We start from the raw sequence: 15,375 nt of genomic DNA on the forward strand, positions 1-15,375 counted from the left end.
TCTTTTTTTATTTAATGTGTGAGACACCACTATAGCTGCAGTCCAGATTACCAAAACCACTATAAAATTTTATTATACGCCTAACCTATTTACACAGTATAATGAGAAAATGCCCATGCATTTATAAGAAACAGCCTTTACATTCGCATAATAGAAAGAAGATGAAACAGACATGTTCGGCACCATTCTTTTGGACGTTGTTTTACCTATTTTTGTACTTATCGGTTTTGGTTGTATCATGCAATATTATTTTCGACTGGATTTGTATACCTTAGCTAAAATCAATTTTTACTATATCACCCCCGCAGTTGTGTTTACGGGTCTATATCACTCGGAAATTTCTTTAATGCTCATGGGTGAGGTTTCACTTTTTTATGCCTTGTACATAGCTATTCTGTACGTAATCAGCACTACCGTCGCCAGATCGTTGAAATACAGCCCCGGAATGCGTGGAGCATTTACAAACAGTGTTATGCTAGATAATTCAGGAAATTATGGTCTACCAATCAATCAGTTGGTGTTCAAAGGTGATCCGCTAGCCATTTCCGTTCAGGCTCTGATTATGACCTTTCAAAGCTTTGTTACATTTACATACGGTACTTTTGTTGTACAGAACGGTAAGGCTAACACTCGAAAAATTTTAATTAATTTTTTGAAAATGCCTGTACCTTATGCACTTGCACTAGGTTTGCTCCTAAATCTGTTGCATAGTCCGTTGCCTAATTTACTGGCTGAACCTTTGAAATATATTAGTCAGTCGATGGTTGCCGTGGCTCTACTTACTTTGGGAGCACAAATTGTGCAATATCCCTTTCGTTTGCGCCGGACAGCCGTATACATCAGTATGGTACTACGCCTGATTGCAGGTCCACTGGTCGGTTTTATGCTCGTCTTGCTACTGGGTCTTAAAGGGATTCCCGCTCAAGCCTTACTCATTGCATCGGGTATGCCTACCGGAGTTAATACAAGTATTTTGGCGGAAGAATATAAAAATGAACCCGATTTTGCCGCACAAACAGTATTACTTTCGACGATTATGAATGTCATTACGATGACACTGTTAATTTCAGTATCCCGGCATCTTGTTTGAGGTGTATGATAATATAAAAAATGGATTAGAGACGCTTTTTGTCTAAGGACAGGAGCGTTTCTTTTTCGAAATAAAAGAACGTATGTTCTCGTTAATGTTTCATTTTTTTACTTAAAGTGGTGTGTTTGTTTTGTGGAGATTGTATGCGAGCAAGAGTTTTTTCTATTATGAATTTTTCATATAGTGAAATAATTATATTATTTAATTTGAATCTCTATTAGTTGCTGTTTTCAACTTGTCGTTGCTTTTTCCTAAAAAAAGAATGCGGGACAATAAGATCGTCAAAAATAAAGCCAGCTCACTCATTAGAGTGGCTGACTTAGGATTATCCTTATTAAGGTTTAGGGCTCAATTCCCCATTGCTTGCTTCCAGACAGATAAGCGGTTATTTTAGCAGAATCTTGTAAACTGTTTGCTGTAGGATTAAATGAATAATCATCGGTCTGTGTGTAACTGCTCCAGTCCTCTTTGGATATCCGGGTTTGCAAATCCACACTTTGACCAGGCTCTAAAGAACCCGCAGCCGATTTAAACCCAATTTCTGCATAAGAGTCTGCCCCTGGCTTCGCATTGGATAATGTTTTGAAGCTAGCAATCACATTCCCTGTACCGACGCTCGACCAATCCGTGAAGAAATTTTGTGTTTTCTCCCCGTTAATGGTGTAATAATAACGCAATGTCACATCTGCTAGGGAAATGGATGAGGTTCCCGTATTGGTTATTTTAAATTTGGAACTGATTGTATTACTTGTGGTGGATACATTCCCATTGAAGGTTTGCACCTTCAGAACGCCCTCGCCTGTTCCCGGCTCACTTGGCGTATCCCCTTTCACCGTAATCGTAAACAACGCATCATTGCCTGTACTAAAATGGAAGTTTAGTGCTGTCTCTCCTTTAGGAAGTTTAGATAAATACTTGTTGGTAAGAACGACTGTTTCCTCACTAAGCGTATAATCTTCACCTTTGTTCAACACCACACTCCCCTGCTTGATCGCTTCTAGCGTATTGCCGTTAAGTGTTAGCTTGACAGTAATATCCGTATTGCTATTATTCACTCCATAGGTTGCAGTCGTTGGTGTAATACTTGCTTGCCCGGTAGATGGCTGATCACCACCCACACGATCTGCCACCAGAATGCCGCGGCCATTCGTTCCCAGATAAGCACGTCCATAAACCCGTGGGTCCCCAATAATTTTGGTCACTCGAGCATATTGATGTTTGTCATCATTAATGCGCGCCCAGTTTGCACCAGCATCGTCCGATCGGTAAAATCCACGTGTACCATCCATTTTACCAACGATAAATACCGCTGCATTCGTGCGGTTCGGCGCTGCCTTACCAAAGCCTACAAAATCCGCTTCCTGCACATTAGAGAGCTTGGTGAACGTAGCGCCGGAATCCTTGGAATGCCATAAACCATATGGCCCCCCATCCTCGGAGCCTCCGGCGAACCACACATCTCCTTCTGCTCCTCGTACAGCATCAATATCAGCATTGCCTGCTGTCGGTAAGCCAGTTACCGCTGAAGGCGTAAAGGATACGCCACCATTGGTGCTCACATATATTTTCCCGGAGGCAAATGCGTAATATTTATTAGGGTTCACTCGGTCAGAGACGATCTTTGCATTCGCTGGAATCCCTGTGCTTGCTGTCCATGAGTTGCCACCAGTTTTGGAGTAAAACACACCTTTGTCTGATGTACTCCACAGCAAGCCATTACCATCAGCCGCTACGGCGATACTGCCTCCTCCTGCTGTACCTGAAGGCTCGCTATTTGCTTTATACCAGTTGGCTCCGCCATCATTGGAAAAACCGATGGATTTGGCATTTGGATCTTTTTTGTAATCTGCTTTACCTACCCGGGCCATAAAGGAAGGGTTCAGTTCGGCATAATCAATGCTTTCGCTGCTTGTAAAGGTCGGATTATCCAGCATTTTAGCTGGAGCCTTGAATAAATCGTCATGTCTGAATCCAGAGACATCACCTACTGCGCTCACCAAAGGCGCACCGGTTGGAGGGCTCACCAGGTCCAAAATCGCCGTTTCCTCTACCCCTTTAGCGGCTACTGAAATATCCAGCTTTCCGCCTTTATCCCAATTGGTTAGATTTTTAGAGCCATAAATCGTAGCTCCGGTGCCGTACAACATATGGTCTGAATTAAATGGATCTATCTCCAGATCACCGATCATCCACCCCAGCTTGGGCGATACTTCCGGTGGAGCCGGGTTGGCATTGAAAGTCAGCCAAGGCGCACCGCTTATATCCAGATTATATTTCAGCTTGCGAGACGGATAACCATCAAATTCCCAAATAGGACTCCAGGTTGCCCCACTGTCAGTGCTGCGATAAATCGTTTCATCTGGCCACCATGCATTCAACGTAGCAACCATAAGTGTACCTGGCTTCTGGGCATCCACCGTCAGTCCACCATATCCAAAATGATTGTCCGCGCTACTGCTGCCTATGGGGCTAATGTTAGTCCACTGCCCGCTGGCTGTATTCAATTTCCACAGTTCACCCTTTGATCCATCATATGGACCTGCTCCATCGCTATAAGAAATATACAGATTGCCGTCCGGTGATAACACACCGTGATGTGGCAAATAGCCCGTAGGCTGTCCCGCTATAGCAGACCAGGTTGTCCCGCCATCTGTACTGCGATAGACACTTTGCTTTTTATCTGCTACACCTACATAGATCGTCTGCGTTGCTTTACTGGAAGAGCCTGTTTTTTTGTCAAAAGTGATCCAGGCTAAACCGACAATATCGCTGGTATATTCATTGGAAGGGTCCTGTACATACGTCCCTGGATTGGGGAAACTGCTCACCTTGCTCCAAGTTACTCCGAAATCAGAGCTTTTCCATAGTCCATTACCACTTCGAGCTCCAAAGAACAAAATATTATTCCTATTTGGATCAATCGTCAGACGTTCCCCCATCGAGCGCCCCGGCATATTGCCCCCCACCTTAAAAGGAAGCTTGGTCGTCTGCCACGTATTGCCCCTGTCGATGGAACGCATAATTTGCCCGTTTTGTTTATCCCATGAATTAGTATACGTACCTGTAGCTATATATACACGATTTGGATCAACAGGATCAGTCGCTAGTGCATCGACACCATTTTTGTTCCAATCCTCCCAGCCCACAGAATCCGTCAGCGGAATCCAGCTCTCATTGGCAGCATTCCAGCGGTAAGCCCCTCCAATATCTGTACGTGCATAGATCAGGTCTTTTTCCGTTTCATTAAAAATAATGCCAGGTACAAAACCACCACCTCCACCCGTAACGACACTTTTCCAACTGTATTCGTCACTTGGAGCAGCATGGGCCGGCGCTATCATTCCTGTCCAGGAAGCACCCGCTACCACAAGCGCCAAACAAGCAATTTTCAACCTGTTTTTTGCCTTAGTCAATGAATTCAACCTCCTTCTTCATAATCATTTGAATATACAAATTCGTTCCTATCGTTATCGTTGCTTCTCACAATTCTGACAAATGTTCTCTTAGGCTCCCCCCCATTCATCCCAATAAATATGGTGCAACACTCGCTTTGTTAGCGCTTACATTGTTGTCTTGCTCAATAGATTCGTCATCTTTTTCTCATTTCCTTGTGCGAAAAATCAAGATCATGCGATATTATCTCCTGCTCCGCAGCTTATAGTATGAGGTTTAGACTTTCTTCAGAGTTAACACCTTTTATTTATTTCTATTATGAATTTTTCATATAGTGAATTAATCACTTCATTTTCATTCTTTATAGGTGTCAAAATACTTGAATTTACAACAAAAAACCGCGCTATGCGCGGTTCAAGCTTCCGTTACTTCCGTTAATACTGGCTTTAGTCATAAACATATGTATATTATTGCAAGTATTCAAGCGCCAGAGCTAAAAAAATATGCCCTGAGACGAGCAATGCCCGCTCATCAAAATCAAAGTGAGGATGGTGATGAGCAAAATGCGTTCGTTCATCCTCATTACGGGCACCTACATGAATGAAGGCTCCTGGTCGTTGCTCCAAATAATAAGCAAAATCCTCTGCTCCCATGACTGGCTTCAAATCCAAAAAAGCGTCTGCTCCATACAGTCTGCCGATGAGCTCGCGTACACGCTCCGTTTCGGCTTCGGCATTCACCAAAGAAGGATAGCCATTCAAATAGTCCATTTCGTATCCGGCATGATAAGCCTCAGTCAACCCCTTGACGATACTGCGAATTTCATTCTCGACTTCCTTACGCACTTCTTTATTAAACGTACGTACAGTCCCTTCAATTTTGGCCTTATCTGCAATCACATTAAAGGCAGTTCCAGCTTGAAACACCCCAATCGTTAACACTGCTGATTCAATAGGGTCCACCCTACGACTAACCACCTGCTGCAACCCGTTCACAATTTGACTGCCGATAACAATAGAGTCCACCGTCTGATGCGGTCGTGCGCCATGCCCACCTTTACCGTTGATCTGGATCGTAAACGCATCGACAGCCGCCATCGCGGGCCCACTCTTTAATCCAATTTTACCAAAAGGAATTTCAGATGCGAGGTGAATACCATACACCGCCTCTACCCCATCCAGACAACCATCCTCAATCATAAACTTGGCTCCGCCAGGCGGTTTTTCTTCTGCATGTTGAAAAATAAACACAAGCTTTCCCTTCAGCGTCCCACGGTTATGGCTCAATACGCGTGCCACTCCAAGTAAAGCAGCCGTGTGACCATCATGCCCGCAGGCATGCATAACACCCGGAACGGTCGATTTATAAGGCACTTCCTTTTCATCCTGAATAGGAAGTGCATCAAAATCAGCACGAAATGCAATCGTTCTACCTGGCTGACCGCCTTCTAAAAACCCGAGCACACCGTTTCCACCCACATTCGTTCTTACCTCAATACCAAAAGAGCGCAATTGATCGGCGATAAAAGCAGATGTATTCGTTTCTTCAAAAGAAAGCTCGGGATGCTGATGTAGATGTCTTCTCCACGCAATCAGCTCTTGTTCACCATCTTTTAATTCCTGAACCCATTTTTCTAGCATAATACCCTCTTTTCCTATTGAATTTATATGCTTCTATCCTTATCTTACCATGAACAGCCTGTAGAATGTAGCTCTCTTATCATAGAAGACTTGAATTTACAACAAAAAAGAGCCGATAGGATACTCTCCCCAACTCTTTTTCATTACTAACTTATCTATTTAGAATTTTTCAGGTATTGAAAAACTGACTAATGTTTCCTCTTACGGGATGTGTCTGTTCCCTGTACTCACCTTTCGTATAGCTTCCAATCACCTTACGCCAAAAGGATTGTGCCGGCCTATTCGTACTCATCTGGGTCACCTTCCAACGTCCGTTAAAACGTCCAAACAGCTCATGAGCCGCCCAAGTCCCAACCCCATTATGCCGATAAGGACGAAGTACAAAGAACTCAGCCATGTAGTAGTCAGCTTCTCGATTGCTGGACATTCGGTCAACGAGTGCAAAGCCCACAGGAACATCCTGTCTCCAAATCAGAAAAGGCAACTTCTGTTCGCCGCTCGTCCAATATTGATACAAGTCTGGATAAGCCGGGAATGTCCCCTTCTCAGTGACATCAATTCGAAGATAGGCTGTAAAATCGTACAAATAAAATTGCATGAGCTGTACAATAATGTCCTTTTGCGACTCCGGTACACTCTTAATAGACAGCTTCAGTTCCGATTTGATATTATACCCCATACTTTCACCTCTCTTGGCGGTTCAATCCATTCTTTAACTTCGAATTACATCCCATCCAGTGCTGTTCAAAATATGCTAAAATACATATATATTATGACCGGACGAGGTGGAACCCAATGAATATACAAAAGATCATCGACCGGCGCAAACTAGATGAAAAAATGCCGGGATTACCATGGTACGTGCAGCAATTTATGGATTATAAGCTGCCCGACCTGTCCCCTTCCACACTACTAGAATATGTGCGGGATTACGAAGCTTTCTTTTCATGGCTTCGCTCGGAAGGCTTGTCTGCCGGAGAAACGAATGCCCAAGTTACACTTGAAGAGTTGGAGACACTTCACATGGACAGTATTACAGGCTTTCGATTATTTCTGTCTACTAAGCTCGAAGGCTCCAACTCCCGTATAACCATTTCACGTAAGCTATCGTCTCTGCGTTCGCTTTTTCATTATTTAAGTCAGATCGCTGAAGATGAAAATTTTTATCCATTGCTCAAACGCAACATTATGGCCAAGGTCGAAATCAAGCGTATACATAAACCCAAGGATACGGCGGCCAAGCTTAAAGGTAAAATACTGGAAGAGGAAGAATTGCTTGAATTCATCGGTTATATTTATGAAGGCTATGGTCAGGATTTGGCCGATAATAAGCAGGCGCTATACTCCTATGAACTAAATAAGGAACGGGATGCCTGCATCGCCAGCCTCATTTTGAACTCAGGCCTGCGCGTATCTGAAATCGTCAATCTGAATCTGGATGATTTAGACATAAACAATAAATTATTATATGTGTATCGCAAAGGCAATAACGACGAAACCTTTAAAACGCCGGTTTATTTCCGCGAGCAATCCAAAGATGATCTCGTACTTTATTTGTCCCTGAGACATACCCGTTACCGCGCTCCAAAAAAAGAAAAGGCTCTCTTTGTCACACGTCCTAACGGGAGTACAGAAGGCAAACGGATGACCAAAAGAGCGATTCAGGCAATGATCATCAAGTACGCCAAGCGTTTCGGTAAGCCTTACCTTACCGTGCATAAGCTTCGTCATTCCTTTGCTACTGATTATTATTTACAAAATGATATTTACAAAACAAAGGAACAACTGGGACACGCTTCGACAGAAACAACAGAAGTGTATGCCCACCTGACTGACAAAACCATGTCCCAGGCGATCGAACGGCGGGTAGAGACTCTAACCGACCCAGCCGATTGATGTCTCACCCCTGCTTGTTCCTCATTCCTTCTATCTGCTTTTGAATCTGTTCGAGTAGCCAGCGGCCTGCGGGTCCGTTGGCCTCAGCAGGAAATATTTGTATCATTTCATCTGAGTAGTGACGTTGAGCCCAATCCATTTGATGCTCCCAAACCGCTACCCCCTGTACATTTGTCAGCTTAACGGTAAGCTGAGCATCCGATTGTTCCTTCACCATGACCAGCTTTGGATAATCCTCCTGCTTGAAGCCTTCCAGCAACACACAATCATAGGCCTGAAAATGCCGTATCAGACTGGTGACAGGCTGACTATTCTCCTCTAAAATAGCTGTTCTTCCAGCCGAAACAATAGCTACGCCTTCAGCACCCGCCTGTCGGTGCTTGTACGTATCAGTACCCTCATGATCCATTTCAAATTCATGTCCATCATGCTTGATCACTGCTACGCGTAGACCTGACTTCTGCACATAACGAATTAACCCTCCGAGAAAGGTCGTTTTCCCCGTATTTTTGAATCCGACGATTTGACATACAAATGGATGTTTCGTATTCACGTTACCTGTCCACCTTGTAATACCAGTACTCGCACCTCTTCACCTTTGCGTAATCCTTCTGTTGTAGGAGGAATCACGATCAGACAGTCGCTGTCCTTAATGGTCACCATGACACTAGATTCATCTGCTCGCGCAGGAATCGCGTATACTTGCCCACCACGTATCTCCAAAGAGCTGCGTACAAAGCGTGTATAGTTGTTTACCTTCGTATAATCTGCGCCTAACTTCGCCGTCCAGGTTTGTAAATATGGATGTGCCGAAGATAACATCATTTGGATCGTCGGCCGTACAAACAGCTCACAGCCTACAAAGCACGCACCGGGGTTGCCTGAAAGCGCAAATAACATCTTGCCGTCAATCACTGCGGCTGTGGTCACACTTCCTGGACGCATCGTAACTTTGTTGAACAGCATATTCACATCTTCCTGTCGTACCAGGTCACCCATAATATCAAAATCCCCCACCGATACTCCTCCACTCGTGACCACGATATCATAGGCAGCTATGGCTTCACGTACAGAGGTACGGGCAAGACTCAAATCATCATGAATGGCTTGTAAAATGAACGGCTCTCCTCCTGCCTCTCTGATTTGAGAAGCCAGCATATATGTATTACTGTTTCGAATTTTCCCCGGTTGTAACGGCTCATCCACTGCGAGCAATTCTGACCCTGTGGAAAAGACAGCCACCCTTGGCTTCCTGTAAACAGGCACCCGATGTACACCAAAAGTAGCCAGTACTGAGACATGCCCCGCTCCCACGCAAGTTCCCTTACTGAGCAAAAGCTGACCTTCCTTAATCTCATGACCAATTTGTGTCACATTTTTGCCAACTTCCATACGCTTCTTCAAGCCAACATATGTCTGTCCATTTTCCTCACGCAGCTGTGTCGCCTCCAGCATAACCACCGTGTCCGCTCCTTCAGGTAGTTGTGCTCCTGTCATGATGCGGGCTGCCATTCCCGTCTCCACCCGCTTGTCCGATACAGTGCCACAAGGAATTTCATCAATCACGTGTAGCCAGATTTCCTGACCGGTCGAACAGACTTCAGTGTCCGAGGCTTGGATCGCATAGCCGTCCATACCAGAACGACGAAAGCGGGGATACGGATGTGGCGCAGTCAAATCCATCGCCAGATAGCGGCCATGTGCTTGCTCGAGCCCTACGTCCTCCCTTTCACCCTGTTTAACATGACTAGCTATCCTGCTTTGTGCCTCTTCCACCTGAACTGCTTTACGCTGGAATTTTTCTGCGTTTAATGATGTATGATTCATATTTTCACTCCGTTCTTCTTAAATGCCCTCTTTCTGTTATAACGCTAAAACCGTTATCTGGCAAATCCAAACGGTATTTATTGAATTGCTCCAAGTCTTTATCCGCCAAAAAACAGCCTGGATATCATATCGCGGCTGTTTTTGGTAGATTTCAGTTTTTAATTTTGCGTATCATCCGGTCATTTCTCTATTTTATTAGTTTATATTAATTTTTCCGAAATAGATTGAATCTATTGAAACCTCATATAACGAGGACATTTGCTGTGCTCGAGCTATTGTTAAATCGGATGAATCTTCCTCTATATGTTTTAATTCATTCATTGACATACCAAGTATATTGCAAGCTATTAACTCACTATATCCTGAAGCGAGTCGTGCCATCTTTATTGTATAAAAGCTAGTGCAAGTTACATTTTCATTTTTATCTGCAACCATCCAATCAACTCCACAATATAATTGATAAAAAAGTAATTTACCTGTATACTCTGAACGAAACACTTTTCCCCTGTTAGGAGCAAGTAAGGTGCAAAAACTTACTCGGGGGAAATGCCTTTTGAAAGAGGAACTCAAATCTCATGGACGCACTCAATCATGGCTCGCCCGACGAACTGGATATTCGCGGCAACAAATATCCAACTGGATCGCGGGACGTGACAAAATGTCATTCGAGGCGGCAGTCCTCATTTCTAGGATATTGGAGTGTAAAGCTGAGGACTTATATGAGTGGGAACTTGCCTGACAAACAGGCATTTCCTTCGGGGCATTTGTACATGCCGGCATTTACAATATATATCCCGCTTTCACCCTCCTTTTCTTATATGTAGATTGTTTTCACCTTTATTTAAAAGATTGTTATTTTTTTCATAATCAATTTTATCACATGGAAAATGATTAAAAACGGGAAATATGTCGAATTAAATCGAACTCGTCCGGCTTATCCTAGTCTAACTGATTATTGACTTATTCATTTAAATCTGGTAACAAAAATGACCCCTGAATTTTCATGGGTCATTTCCACAGTTTTTTAAGCGCTTTAAGTTTATTATGAGACATCGAGCAAGTGAAGTCAGATCCTTCGAATCGTACCAGCCCTCCAAATGCGTTAGACTCAATTTCACAAACCAAGTCGAGATTTATCAGGGTATCTTTATAAGCTGGATATAGATACGGAAAAGCTTCCCTGCAAGCCTGTGCGGTTAGCCCGATTGTATAAGAACGATCTCCAGAGTTGAAACGCGGGACATAATAATTTTTTTTAGGTTCCCACATATCCACACTATGCATATTCATTACCTTAAAAAAACCGCTTACTGCTGCCTTACCCACTACCTTAATTTCCGATCCGAAAATATAACGAATTTCTCTATCGGCATTCATTGCATCTGCATATATTTGTTTCCACCGAGATAAATTTGCTGAATTTATACTTTCCTTAATATCATGATTTTTAAAAACAACCTGCCCCCCTCCATAATCTCCCGTAATGATCTTGTCCACTTGTGTGATGTTAACCAAATTAGATCCGTCCAAATTGCAAAAAGTGGGTAAGCCTACGGAACATTCATGGAGGGTGGTGGGAACTGTAAATCTTCCATGAGAAGTATGAAAAAGCGGAATGTGATAATTGCTTTTAGGCTTCCACAATTCAATCGCAACTAGGTGATTCTCACAAAAAAAAGAGCAATCTCCAAGTGAATTGTCATCAAGCAATGGAGTGGCTAGGATTCGCTTTCCCTCTTCCATTAAATTCAGTTCTTTTCTGTTTTCTTCAGCTCAGCTGGTACAGGTTTAGCGCCAAAAATTGTTTTTTCTTTTTTCGTAGACTCGTTAGCGTATTTACCAAGGCTTATACTTAAAGCTCTCGCCAATTTCTTATCCATTTTCGCTCACCTCCTTTCCATAAAGGAAGAATACTGAATGCTTGTATAATTAAAGCTAAACATATTATGTGAGATTGTATAAAAAAATTTAATATGCAAACCAAAATACATATCGTTTTATAATATTTGTGATGTTTGGTCTTATTAATATAGATAAAATGATTGGGAGCATATAGTACAAACACTAATAATGAACTAGCGTTAATTATCAAAATCGTTGCTAAACTTAAAGAGACGAGAGGTATAGTTACACATATGGCCGTTGTAAAGAAGACACAAAGTGTAAGGTTGCTGAAGTGTACCCCTCCTGAAAATCTCCTTACAAACATGATCGTAGCCAGAGCTAGTAATGCCCCCCAAAAATGTCCTGTTATCCATCCTATAACTGCGACCATGAGCACTGCTGAAATTTCGGTAATTTTTATACCAATCGCATACTCCATCACTTCAACACTTGTGGGTCCATCAGGATCAGCTTTCTTTATTTCTGATGCGATGTGCCTCGATAGCGTTTCTAGCATCCTCGTAATCTCCTTTCTCTGATAAGAAGTACGATATTCCAAAAGTTAGTAATGAGATGGAAAGTAATCCTATCGTATTGGAGTTATAGAGCATATACAAAGTAACAAAAATAGTGACAAATGATATTAGGGACCCTATAATGAACATTTTATTTAGAGATGCTAGGTAATTTTCACCTTTCAAAAAATCATGTGGGGGTTGAATGATAAATGAGAATCCAAAGTTATATTTCCCCATCACAAAAGAAATAAAGTACGCAGTAAGGATGGAAGACAACTGTATAACGTATATAGAAGAGCCAGCTGTATCACTTATAACACCTGGTTGTGCTACTCCGAAAAAGTTTGCAAATATATATACAAATAGCTGTAGGTTAATGTAAGCTGTAAGACCGGCACCAGCAGAAAAAGCCGCAAGATATGTTTTGATCCCTAAACCAAATCTTAAAAAGAGAACCATTAACAAATACTGAAGCGGAAAATCTAATTTAGGCATGCCTATTACTTCTCTCATGAGAAAGGAAAACAAAGTTATGCCAATTGCATAGAGAAGTATTTTTCTTCGATTTTCCCACACGGGGAGCATATAAATCTTCAAGACCAAAGTAACTGCCGCTAAAGCATCGAAAAAACCAAGTAAAATATATAAAAAAGCAGATAACACAGTTACACCATCCTCCTATTTCGCCTGATGTAATTGTATATTTTACTAATAGATGTGGCAATGAAATAATCTAGTAAATTGGATTTTTTTGTATAAACATGCGGTGAAATTTTCTTCCCCTGGCTTTCTTCTTCAAACTCGACACCCATTTACACTAACAAAAAAAGTCACCCCCAAGTGAGCGACGTTGCTTTTGCTAATGTATTATGTTGGTTTTTTTTCGATATCAAGGTTATAATCTACTTAATTTGGGGTGGAGGGATTATAGTGGCTTTAAGTGACAATTTTAAAAAATTACGTATAAAATATCATTTGACTCAACAAGAGCTTGCTGAGATCGCTGGGGTTACCAATAAAGCAATTTCAGCTTGGGAGAGCGGACTTTCTGAACCACGGATGGGTGCTATAGAAAAGATAGCTCGTCATCTCCATATCAAAAAAAGCAACATTATTGAAGACGATGGTATTGAACACATAAGCTCTGATCAAGTGTAGGTCAAAGTAGACGGCAATAAAATCGAAGCAATGGAGCACCGTTCAATTCACTTTAGGTTATATCAAACTACAAAAAAGGAACTGTGCAACAGCTCCACAGTTCCGCAAACAACTTTAGAAGAAAATAAAGTTTTACCCACTATCGTCGACTTCGTCGGCTGATTTTACCTGAACCGCTACGTGTTTTGGGCTTACTATAAGATTTACGCGGCGAATCAAATATGCTGGAACCGCCGCTGTCGCTCCGGTCACGTGAAATCGAGCCTCTGCTCGGTGAACTGCTGGACCCTCTGTCGAACAAACTTCCGCTTGACCCAACGCTAGAATCCGAGTTCTTCCCTCTACGGGTAACCGAACCTTTCCGCTCCACCGTAATCGGCGGAATCGCCTTTTTCTCCTGCACTGTAGGAGCACGATATTGGCCCTGAGAAGGTCGGTATACATCTCTGCTGGAGTAGCCCCGATAGGAGCCTGAACCACGTAAGGAATCAAACAGAGCATCCAGCACAGTTGCGGTTAAGTATCCTTTTAGAAAGCTTGAACTGTAATTTTGTTCTACATACTTTTTACTGTCAATCTCAATGAGTGTATCTTCCTTCTTAGCTGGATCTTGCTGCAAATGGTACCACTCATCGCTATATACCAGAAACATCCGCTCATTGCTCTGCGGTGACATTTGTTCCGGTGTACGCTGTTCTTTCAATTCCTCCGCTACTTCCGGGACTGTCTTGCCAGCTGCCCGGTATACATACGAGGTTGAATTTCCGCTACCACTAACCGATTCCAGCGGATACGTATCCTTTACACTTGGCGAGCCGCAGCCGCTTAACACGGATACGAACAAGCTCAGCGCCACAAAGACCTTTAATGCATACTGCCAGGTGCGTTTGCTCATGTGTAACCCTCTCCTAGCTTGCCCGAATAACCTTGACGTCTCCGGTAATCACTTCTTCTCCTTCATAAAGCATAAAGCGACCGTCCTGCCACTCTACCCGCAACAAATGGTAATTATCAGACTGGTACTGCCAAACATGCTGCTCTCCACCCTGTCGGAAAGGAGCACGGCCCATGACGGTAACTTGCCCAGAATATTGCTCCTCCAAATGATACGTTGTATCATCCAGCTCTAAAATGGTCGGCACTTCCTCAGGGTTGTCAAGTCTGCCGTCGATGGCCTGATATAGTCCGAATTGCAGTGTTTCCCGTTCCTCTATATGAAGATAACTGATTTGATTACCATCCTGAAGCGTCAAAACAACGGCATTCCGGGCACGATTATGTACACGACCTACCACTTCATAGGTGACAAGCGAAACTTCACAGATATCACCTGGATTTAAGTGAAGCATGCTTTTCTCTGCTTTTGGCGGCTCCGGCTTAGCAAATAGATTTGAAATTCGTTTCCAAACACCCATGGTTATATTCCTGCCTTTCTTAGCCTAGAAGCATGCTGTAATGATCAAGGCGCCAACCAGATGCAGCGCTCCTGAAAACAGGCCGAAACCAATTTTACCTTCCTGTGTACCTTTATCCAGATCAAACTGGGCCCAGTACCGCAACAGCAGACGTACAATAACTTCCAAAACAAGCAGGATGACAAAAGCGATCACAGAATACACAAGCGCTTCGAGCAAATTATTAGCTGTAGCGATAGAGCCTGACAAAATATAGCCTTGTGCAACCAGCTTCATAATCATTCGTACCGTTACGGCCATATTTCCAGCTTTCACTTCGGCAAAATCCTTATACTTCGTGAATAAAGAGTCGACATACATTAATGCGAAGATCAAAATAGCTCCCGCACCAGTCCATACAAGCATTGCTTTCATCGTTTCTAAAAAATGCATTTCATACCATCCTCCACATCTTCTTGACCTTCATATAATGTTCTTACACCTGCGAGCAGGGAAAAGCGAAGGAGAAAACGTTTCTCCTTCGCTTCCTGAGCAATCAAACTTGGCGGCACTGC

At 42.9% G+C, this 15,375-nt stretch carries 17 protein-coding genes; 4 read left to right on the plus strand and 13 right to left on the minus strand.

The genetic code is table 11. The features are described 5' to 3' along the window. Window positions 1-172: 172 nt before the first annotated feature. Entirely contained in the window at window positions 173-1,090 is a 918-nt protein-coding gene (locus MKY35_RS13425; protein WP_322252722.1) for an AEC family transporter, read from the plus strand. A 341-nt stretch (window positions 1,091-1,431) separates the two neighbouring features. Here MKY35_RS13425 and MKY35_RS13430 read toward each other — a convergent pair whose 3' ends face one another. The 3 genes from MKY35_RS13430 to MKY35_RS13440 form a co-directional block, all read right to left on the minus strand. Continuing rightward, the gene (locus MKY35_RS13430) at window positions 1,432-4,503 is read right to left on the minus strand and encodes a X2-like carbohydrate binding domain-containing protein (RefSeq protein WP_342443971.1); all 3,072 of its coding nucleotides are present in this window, start codon (window positions 4,501-4,503) and stop codon (window positions 1,432-1,434) included. Between the two features lie 447 nt (window positions 4,504-4,950). Further along, a complete protein-coding gene (locus tag MKY35_RS13435; RefSeq protein ID WP_322252724.1) occupies window positions 4,951-6,123 on the minus strand; it encodes a M20 family metallopeptidase in 1,173 nt (390 codons plus the stop codon). Window positions 6,124-6,292: 169 nt separating this feature from the next. Next, the gene (locus MKY35_RS13440) at window positions 6,293-6,802 is read right to left on the minus strand and encodes a GNAT family N-acetyltransferase (protein WP_029517475.1); all 510 of its coding nucleotides are present in this window, start codon (window positions 6,800-6,802) and stop codon (window positions 6,293-6,295) included. Window positions 6,803-6,918: 116 nt separating this feature from the next. On the opposite strand from MKY35_RS13440, the gene xerS reads away from it, so the two are divergent. Next, window positions 6,919-8,019, plus strand: coding sequence for a tyrosine recombinase XerS (xerS, locus tag MKY35_RS13445; protein WP_322252725.1), 1,101 nt, complete (start codon window positions 6,919-6,921; stop codon window positions 8,017-8,019). Window positions 8,020-8,023: 4 nt separating this feature from the next. Here xerS and mobB read toward each other — a convergent pair whose 3' ends face one another. The 3 genes from mobB to MKY35_RS13460 form a co-directional block, all read right to left on the minus strand. Continuing rightward, window positions 8,024-8,572, minus strand: a complete 549-nt coding sequence (mobB, locus tag MKY35_RS13450) for a molybdopterin-guanine dinucleotide biosynthesis protein B (RefSeq protein ID WP_039273233.1) — start codon at window positions 8,570-8,572, stop codon at window positions 8,024-8,026. Continuing rightward, window positions 8,569-9,846 (minus strand): gephyrin-like molybdotransferase Glp, encoded by a 1,278-nt coding sequence (gene glp / locus MKY35_RS13455; protein WP_342443972.1) that lies wholly within the window; start codon window positions 9,844-9,846, stop codon window positions 8,569-8,571. The genes mobB and glp overlap by 4 nt, the downstream gene beginning before the upstream one ends. Window positions 9,847-10,041: 195 nt before the next feature. Then, complete coding sequence (locus MKY35_RS13460) at window positions 10,042-10,281, minus strand: helix-turn-helix transcriptional regulator (protein WP_029517471.1); 240 nt, start codon at window positions 10,279-10,281, stop codon at window positions 10,042-10,044. 88 nt (window positions 10,282-10,369) lie between these two features. Between MKY35_RS13460 and MKY35_RS13465 the strand changes: the two genes are divergently transcribed. Then, window positions 10,370-10,585 (plus strand): helix-turn-helix transcriptional regulator, encoded by a 216-nt coding sequence (locus MKY35_RS13465; protein ID WP_016820733.1) that lies wholly within the window; start codon window positions 10,370-10,372, stop codon window positions 10,583-10,585. A 269-nt stretch (window positions 10,586-10,854) separates the two neighbouring features. Here the strand turns inward: MKY35_RS13465 and MKY35_RS13470 are convergent, their stop codons facing one another. From MKY35_RS13470 to MKY35_RS13485, 4 genes are read right to left on the minus strand one after another with little or no spacing between them, the layout of a single operon-like run. Beyond that, a complete protein-coding gene (locus MKY35_RS13470) occupies window positions 10,855-11,589 on the minus strand; it encodes a hypothetical protein (RefSeq protein ID WP_039273238.1) in 735 nt (244 codons plus the stop codon). Window positions 11,590-11,594: 5 nt separating this feature from the next. After that, window positions 11,595-11,726 carry a hypothetical protein gene (locus tag MKY35_RS13475; RefSeq protein WP_256026089.1) on the minus strand — a complete coding sequence of 44 codons (132 nt, stop codon included), beginning with the start codon at window positions 11,724-11,726 and terminating at the stop codon, window positions 11,595-11,597. Continuing rightward, a complete protein-coding gene (locus MKY35_RS13480) occupies window positions 11,699-12,247 on the minus strand; it encodes an accessory gene regulator B family protein (RefSeq protein WP_342443973.1) in 549 nt (182 codons plus the stop codon). The genes MKY35_RS13475 and MKY35_RS13480 overlap by 28 nt, the downstream gene beginning before the upstream one ends. Next, the gene (locus tag MKY35_RS13485; protein WP_039273242.1) at window positions 12,198-12,911 is read right to left on the minus strand and encodes a hypothetical protein; all 714 of its coding nucleotides are present in this window, start codon (window positions 12,909-12,911) and stop codon (window positions 12,198-12,200) included. Before MKY35_RS13485 ends, MKY35_RS13480 begins: the two co-directional genes overlap by 50 nt. Before the next feature lie 267 nt (window positions 12,912-13,178). Here MKY35_RS13485 and MKY35_RS13490 point away from each other — a divergent pair, with 267 nt between their 5' ends. Beyond that, window positions 13,179-13,406 (plus strand): helix-turn-helix transcriptional regulator, encoded by a 228-nt coding sequence (locus tag MKY35_RS13490; protein WP_013371426.1) that lies wholly within the window; start codon window positions 13,179-13,181, stop codon window positions 13,404-13,406. A 139-nt stretch (window positions 13,407-13,545) separates the two neighbouring features. Here the strand turns inward: MKY35_RS13490 and MKY35_RS13495 are convergent, their stop codons facing one another. From MKY35_RS13495 to MKY35_RS13505, 3 genes are read right to left on the minus strand one after another with little or no spacing between them, the layout of a single operon-like run. Further along, the gene (locus MKY35_RS13495; protein WP_209947438.1) at window positions 13,546-14,301 is read right to left on the minus strand and encodes a DUF4247 domain-containing protein; all 756 of its coding nucleotides are present in this window, start codon (window positions 14,299-14,301) and stop codon (window positions 13,546-13,548) included. 13 nt (window positions 14,302-14,314) lie between these two features. Next, window positions 14,315-14,821: a DUF4178 domain-containing protein gene (locus MKY35_RS13500; protein WP_029517465.1), complete on the minus strand. Its 507-nt coding sequence runs from the start codon at window positions 14,819-14,821 to the stop codon at window positions 14,315-14,317. Window positions 14,822-14,845: 24 nt separating this feature from the next. Then, window positions 14,846-15,253 carry a DUF350 domain-containing protein gene (locus tag MKY35_RS13505; protein WP_013310484.1) on the minus strand — a complete coding sequence of 136 codons (408 nt, stop codon included), beginning with the start codon at window positions 15,251-15,253 and terminating at the stop codon, window positions 14,846-14,848. Window positions 15,254-15,375: the final 122 nt, after the last annotated feature.

Origin of the sequence: Paenibacillus sp. FSL L8-0638, assembly GCF_038593075.1 — a bacterium.
Lineage (GTDB): Bacteria > Bacillota > Bacilli > Paenibacillales > Paenibacillaceae > Paenibacillus > Paenibacillus polymyxa_D.

Coding starts and splice junctions, on each gene's coding strand:
- MKY35_RS13425 (WP_322252722.1), top strand. CDS start 173: ATGTTCGGCACCATTCTTTTGGACGTTGTTTTACCTATTTTTGTACTT.
- MKY35_RS13435 (WP_322252724.1), bottom strand. CDS start 6,123: ATGCTAGAAAAATGGGTTCAGGAATTAAAAGATGGTGAACAAGAGCTG.
- MKY35_RS13440 (WP_029517475.1), bottom strand. CDS start 6,802: ATGGGGTATAATATCAAATCGGAACTGAAGCTGTCTATTAAGAGTGTA.
- xerS (WP_322252725.1), top strand. CDS start 6,919: ATGAATATACAAAAGATCATCGACCGGCGCAAACTAGATGAAAAAATG.
- glp (WP_342443972.1), bottom strand. CDS start 9,846: ATGAATCATACATCATTAAACGCAGAAAAATTCCAGCGTAAAGCAGTT.
- MKY35_RS13460 (WP_029517471.1), bottom strand. CDS start 10,281: ATGGTTGCAGATAAAAATGAAAATGTAACTTGCACTAGCTTTTATACA.
- MKY35_RS13470 (WP_039273238.1), bottom strand. CDS start 11,589: ATGGAAGAGGGAAAGCGAATCCTAGCCACTCCATTGCTTGATGACAAT.
- MKY35_RS13475 (WP_256026089.1), bottom strand. CDS start 11,726: ATGGATAAGAAATTGGCGAGAGCTTTAAGTATAAGCCTTGGTAAATAC.
- MKY35_RS13480 (WP_342443973.1), bottom strand. CDS start 12,247: ATGCTAGAAACGCTATCGAGGCACATCGCATCAGAAATAAAGAAAGCT.
- MKY35_RS13495 (WP_209947438.1), bottom strand. CDS start 14,301: ATGAGCAAACGCACCTGGCAGTATGCATTAAAGGTCTTTGTGGCGCTG.
- MKY35_RS13500 (WP_029517465.1), bottom strand. CDS start 14,821: ATGGGTGTTTGGAAACGAATTTCAAATCTATTTGCTAAGCCGGAGCCG.
- MKY35_RS13505 (WP_013310484.1), bottom strand. CDS start 15,253: ATGCATTTTTTAGAAACGATGAAAGCAATGCTTGTATGGACTGGTGCG.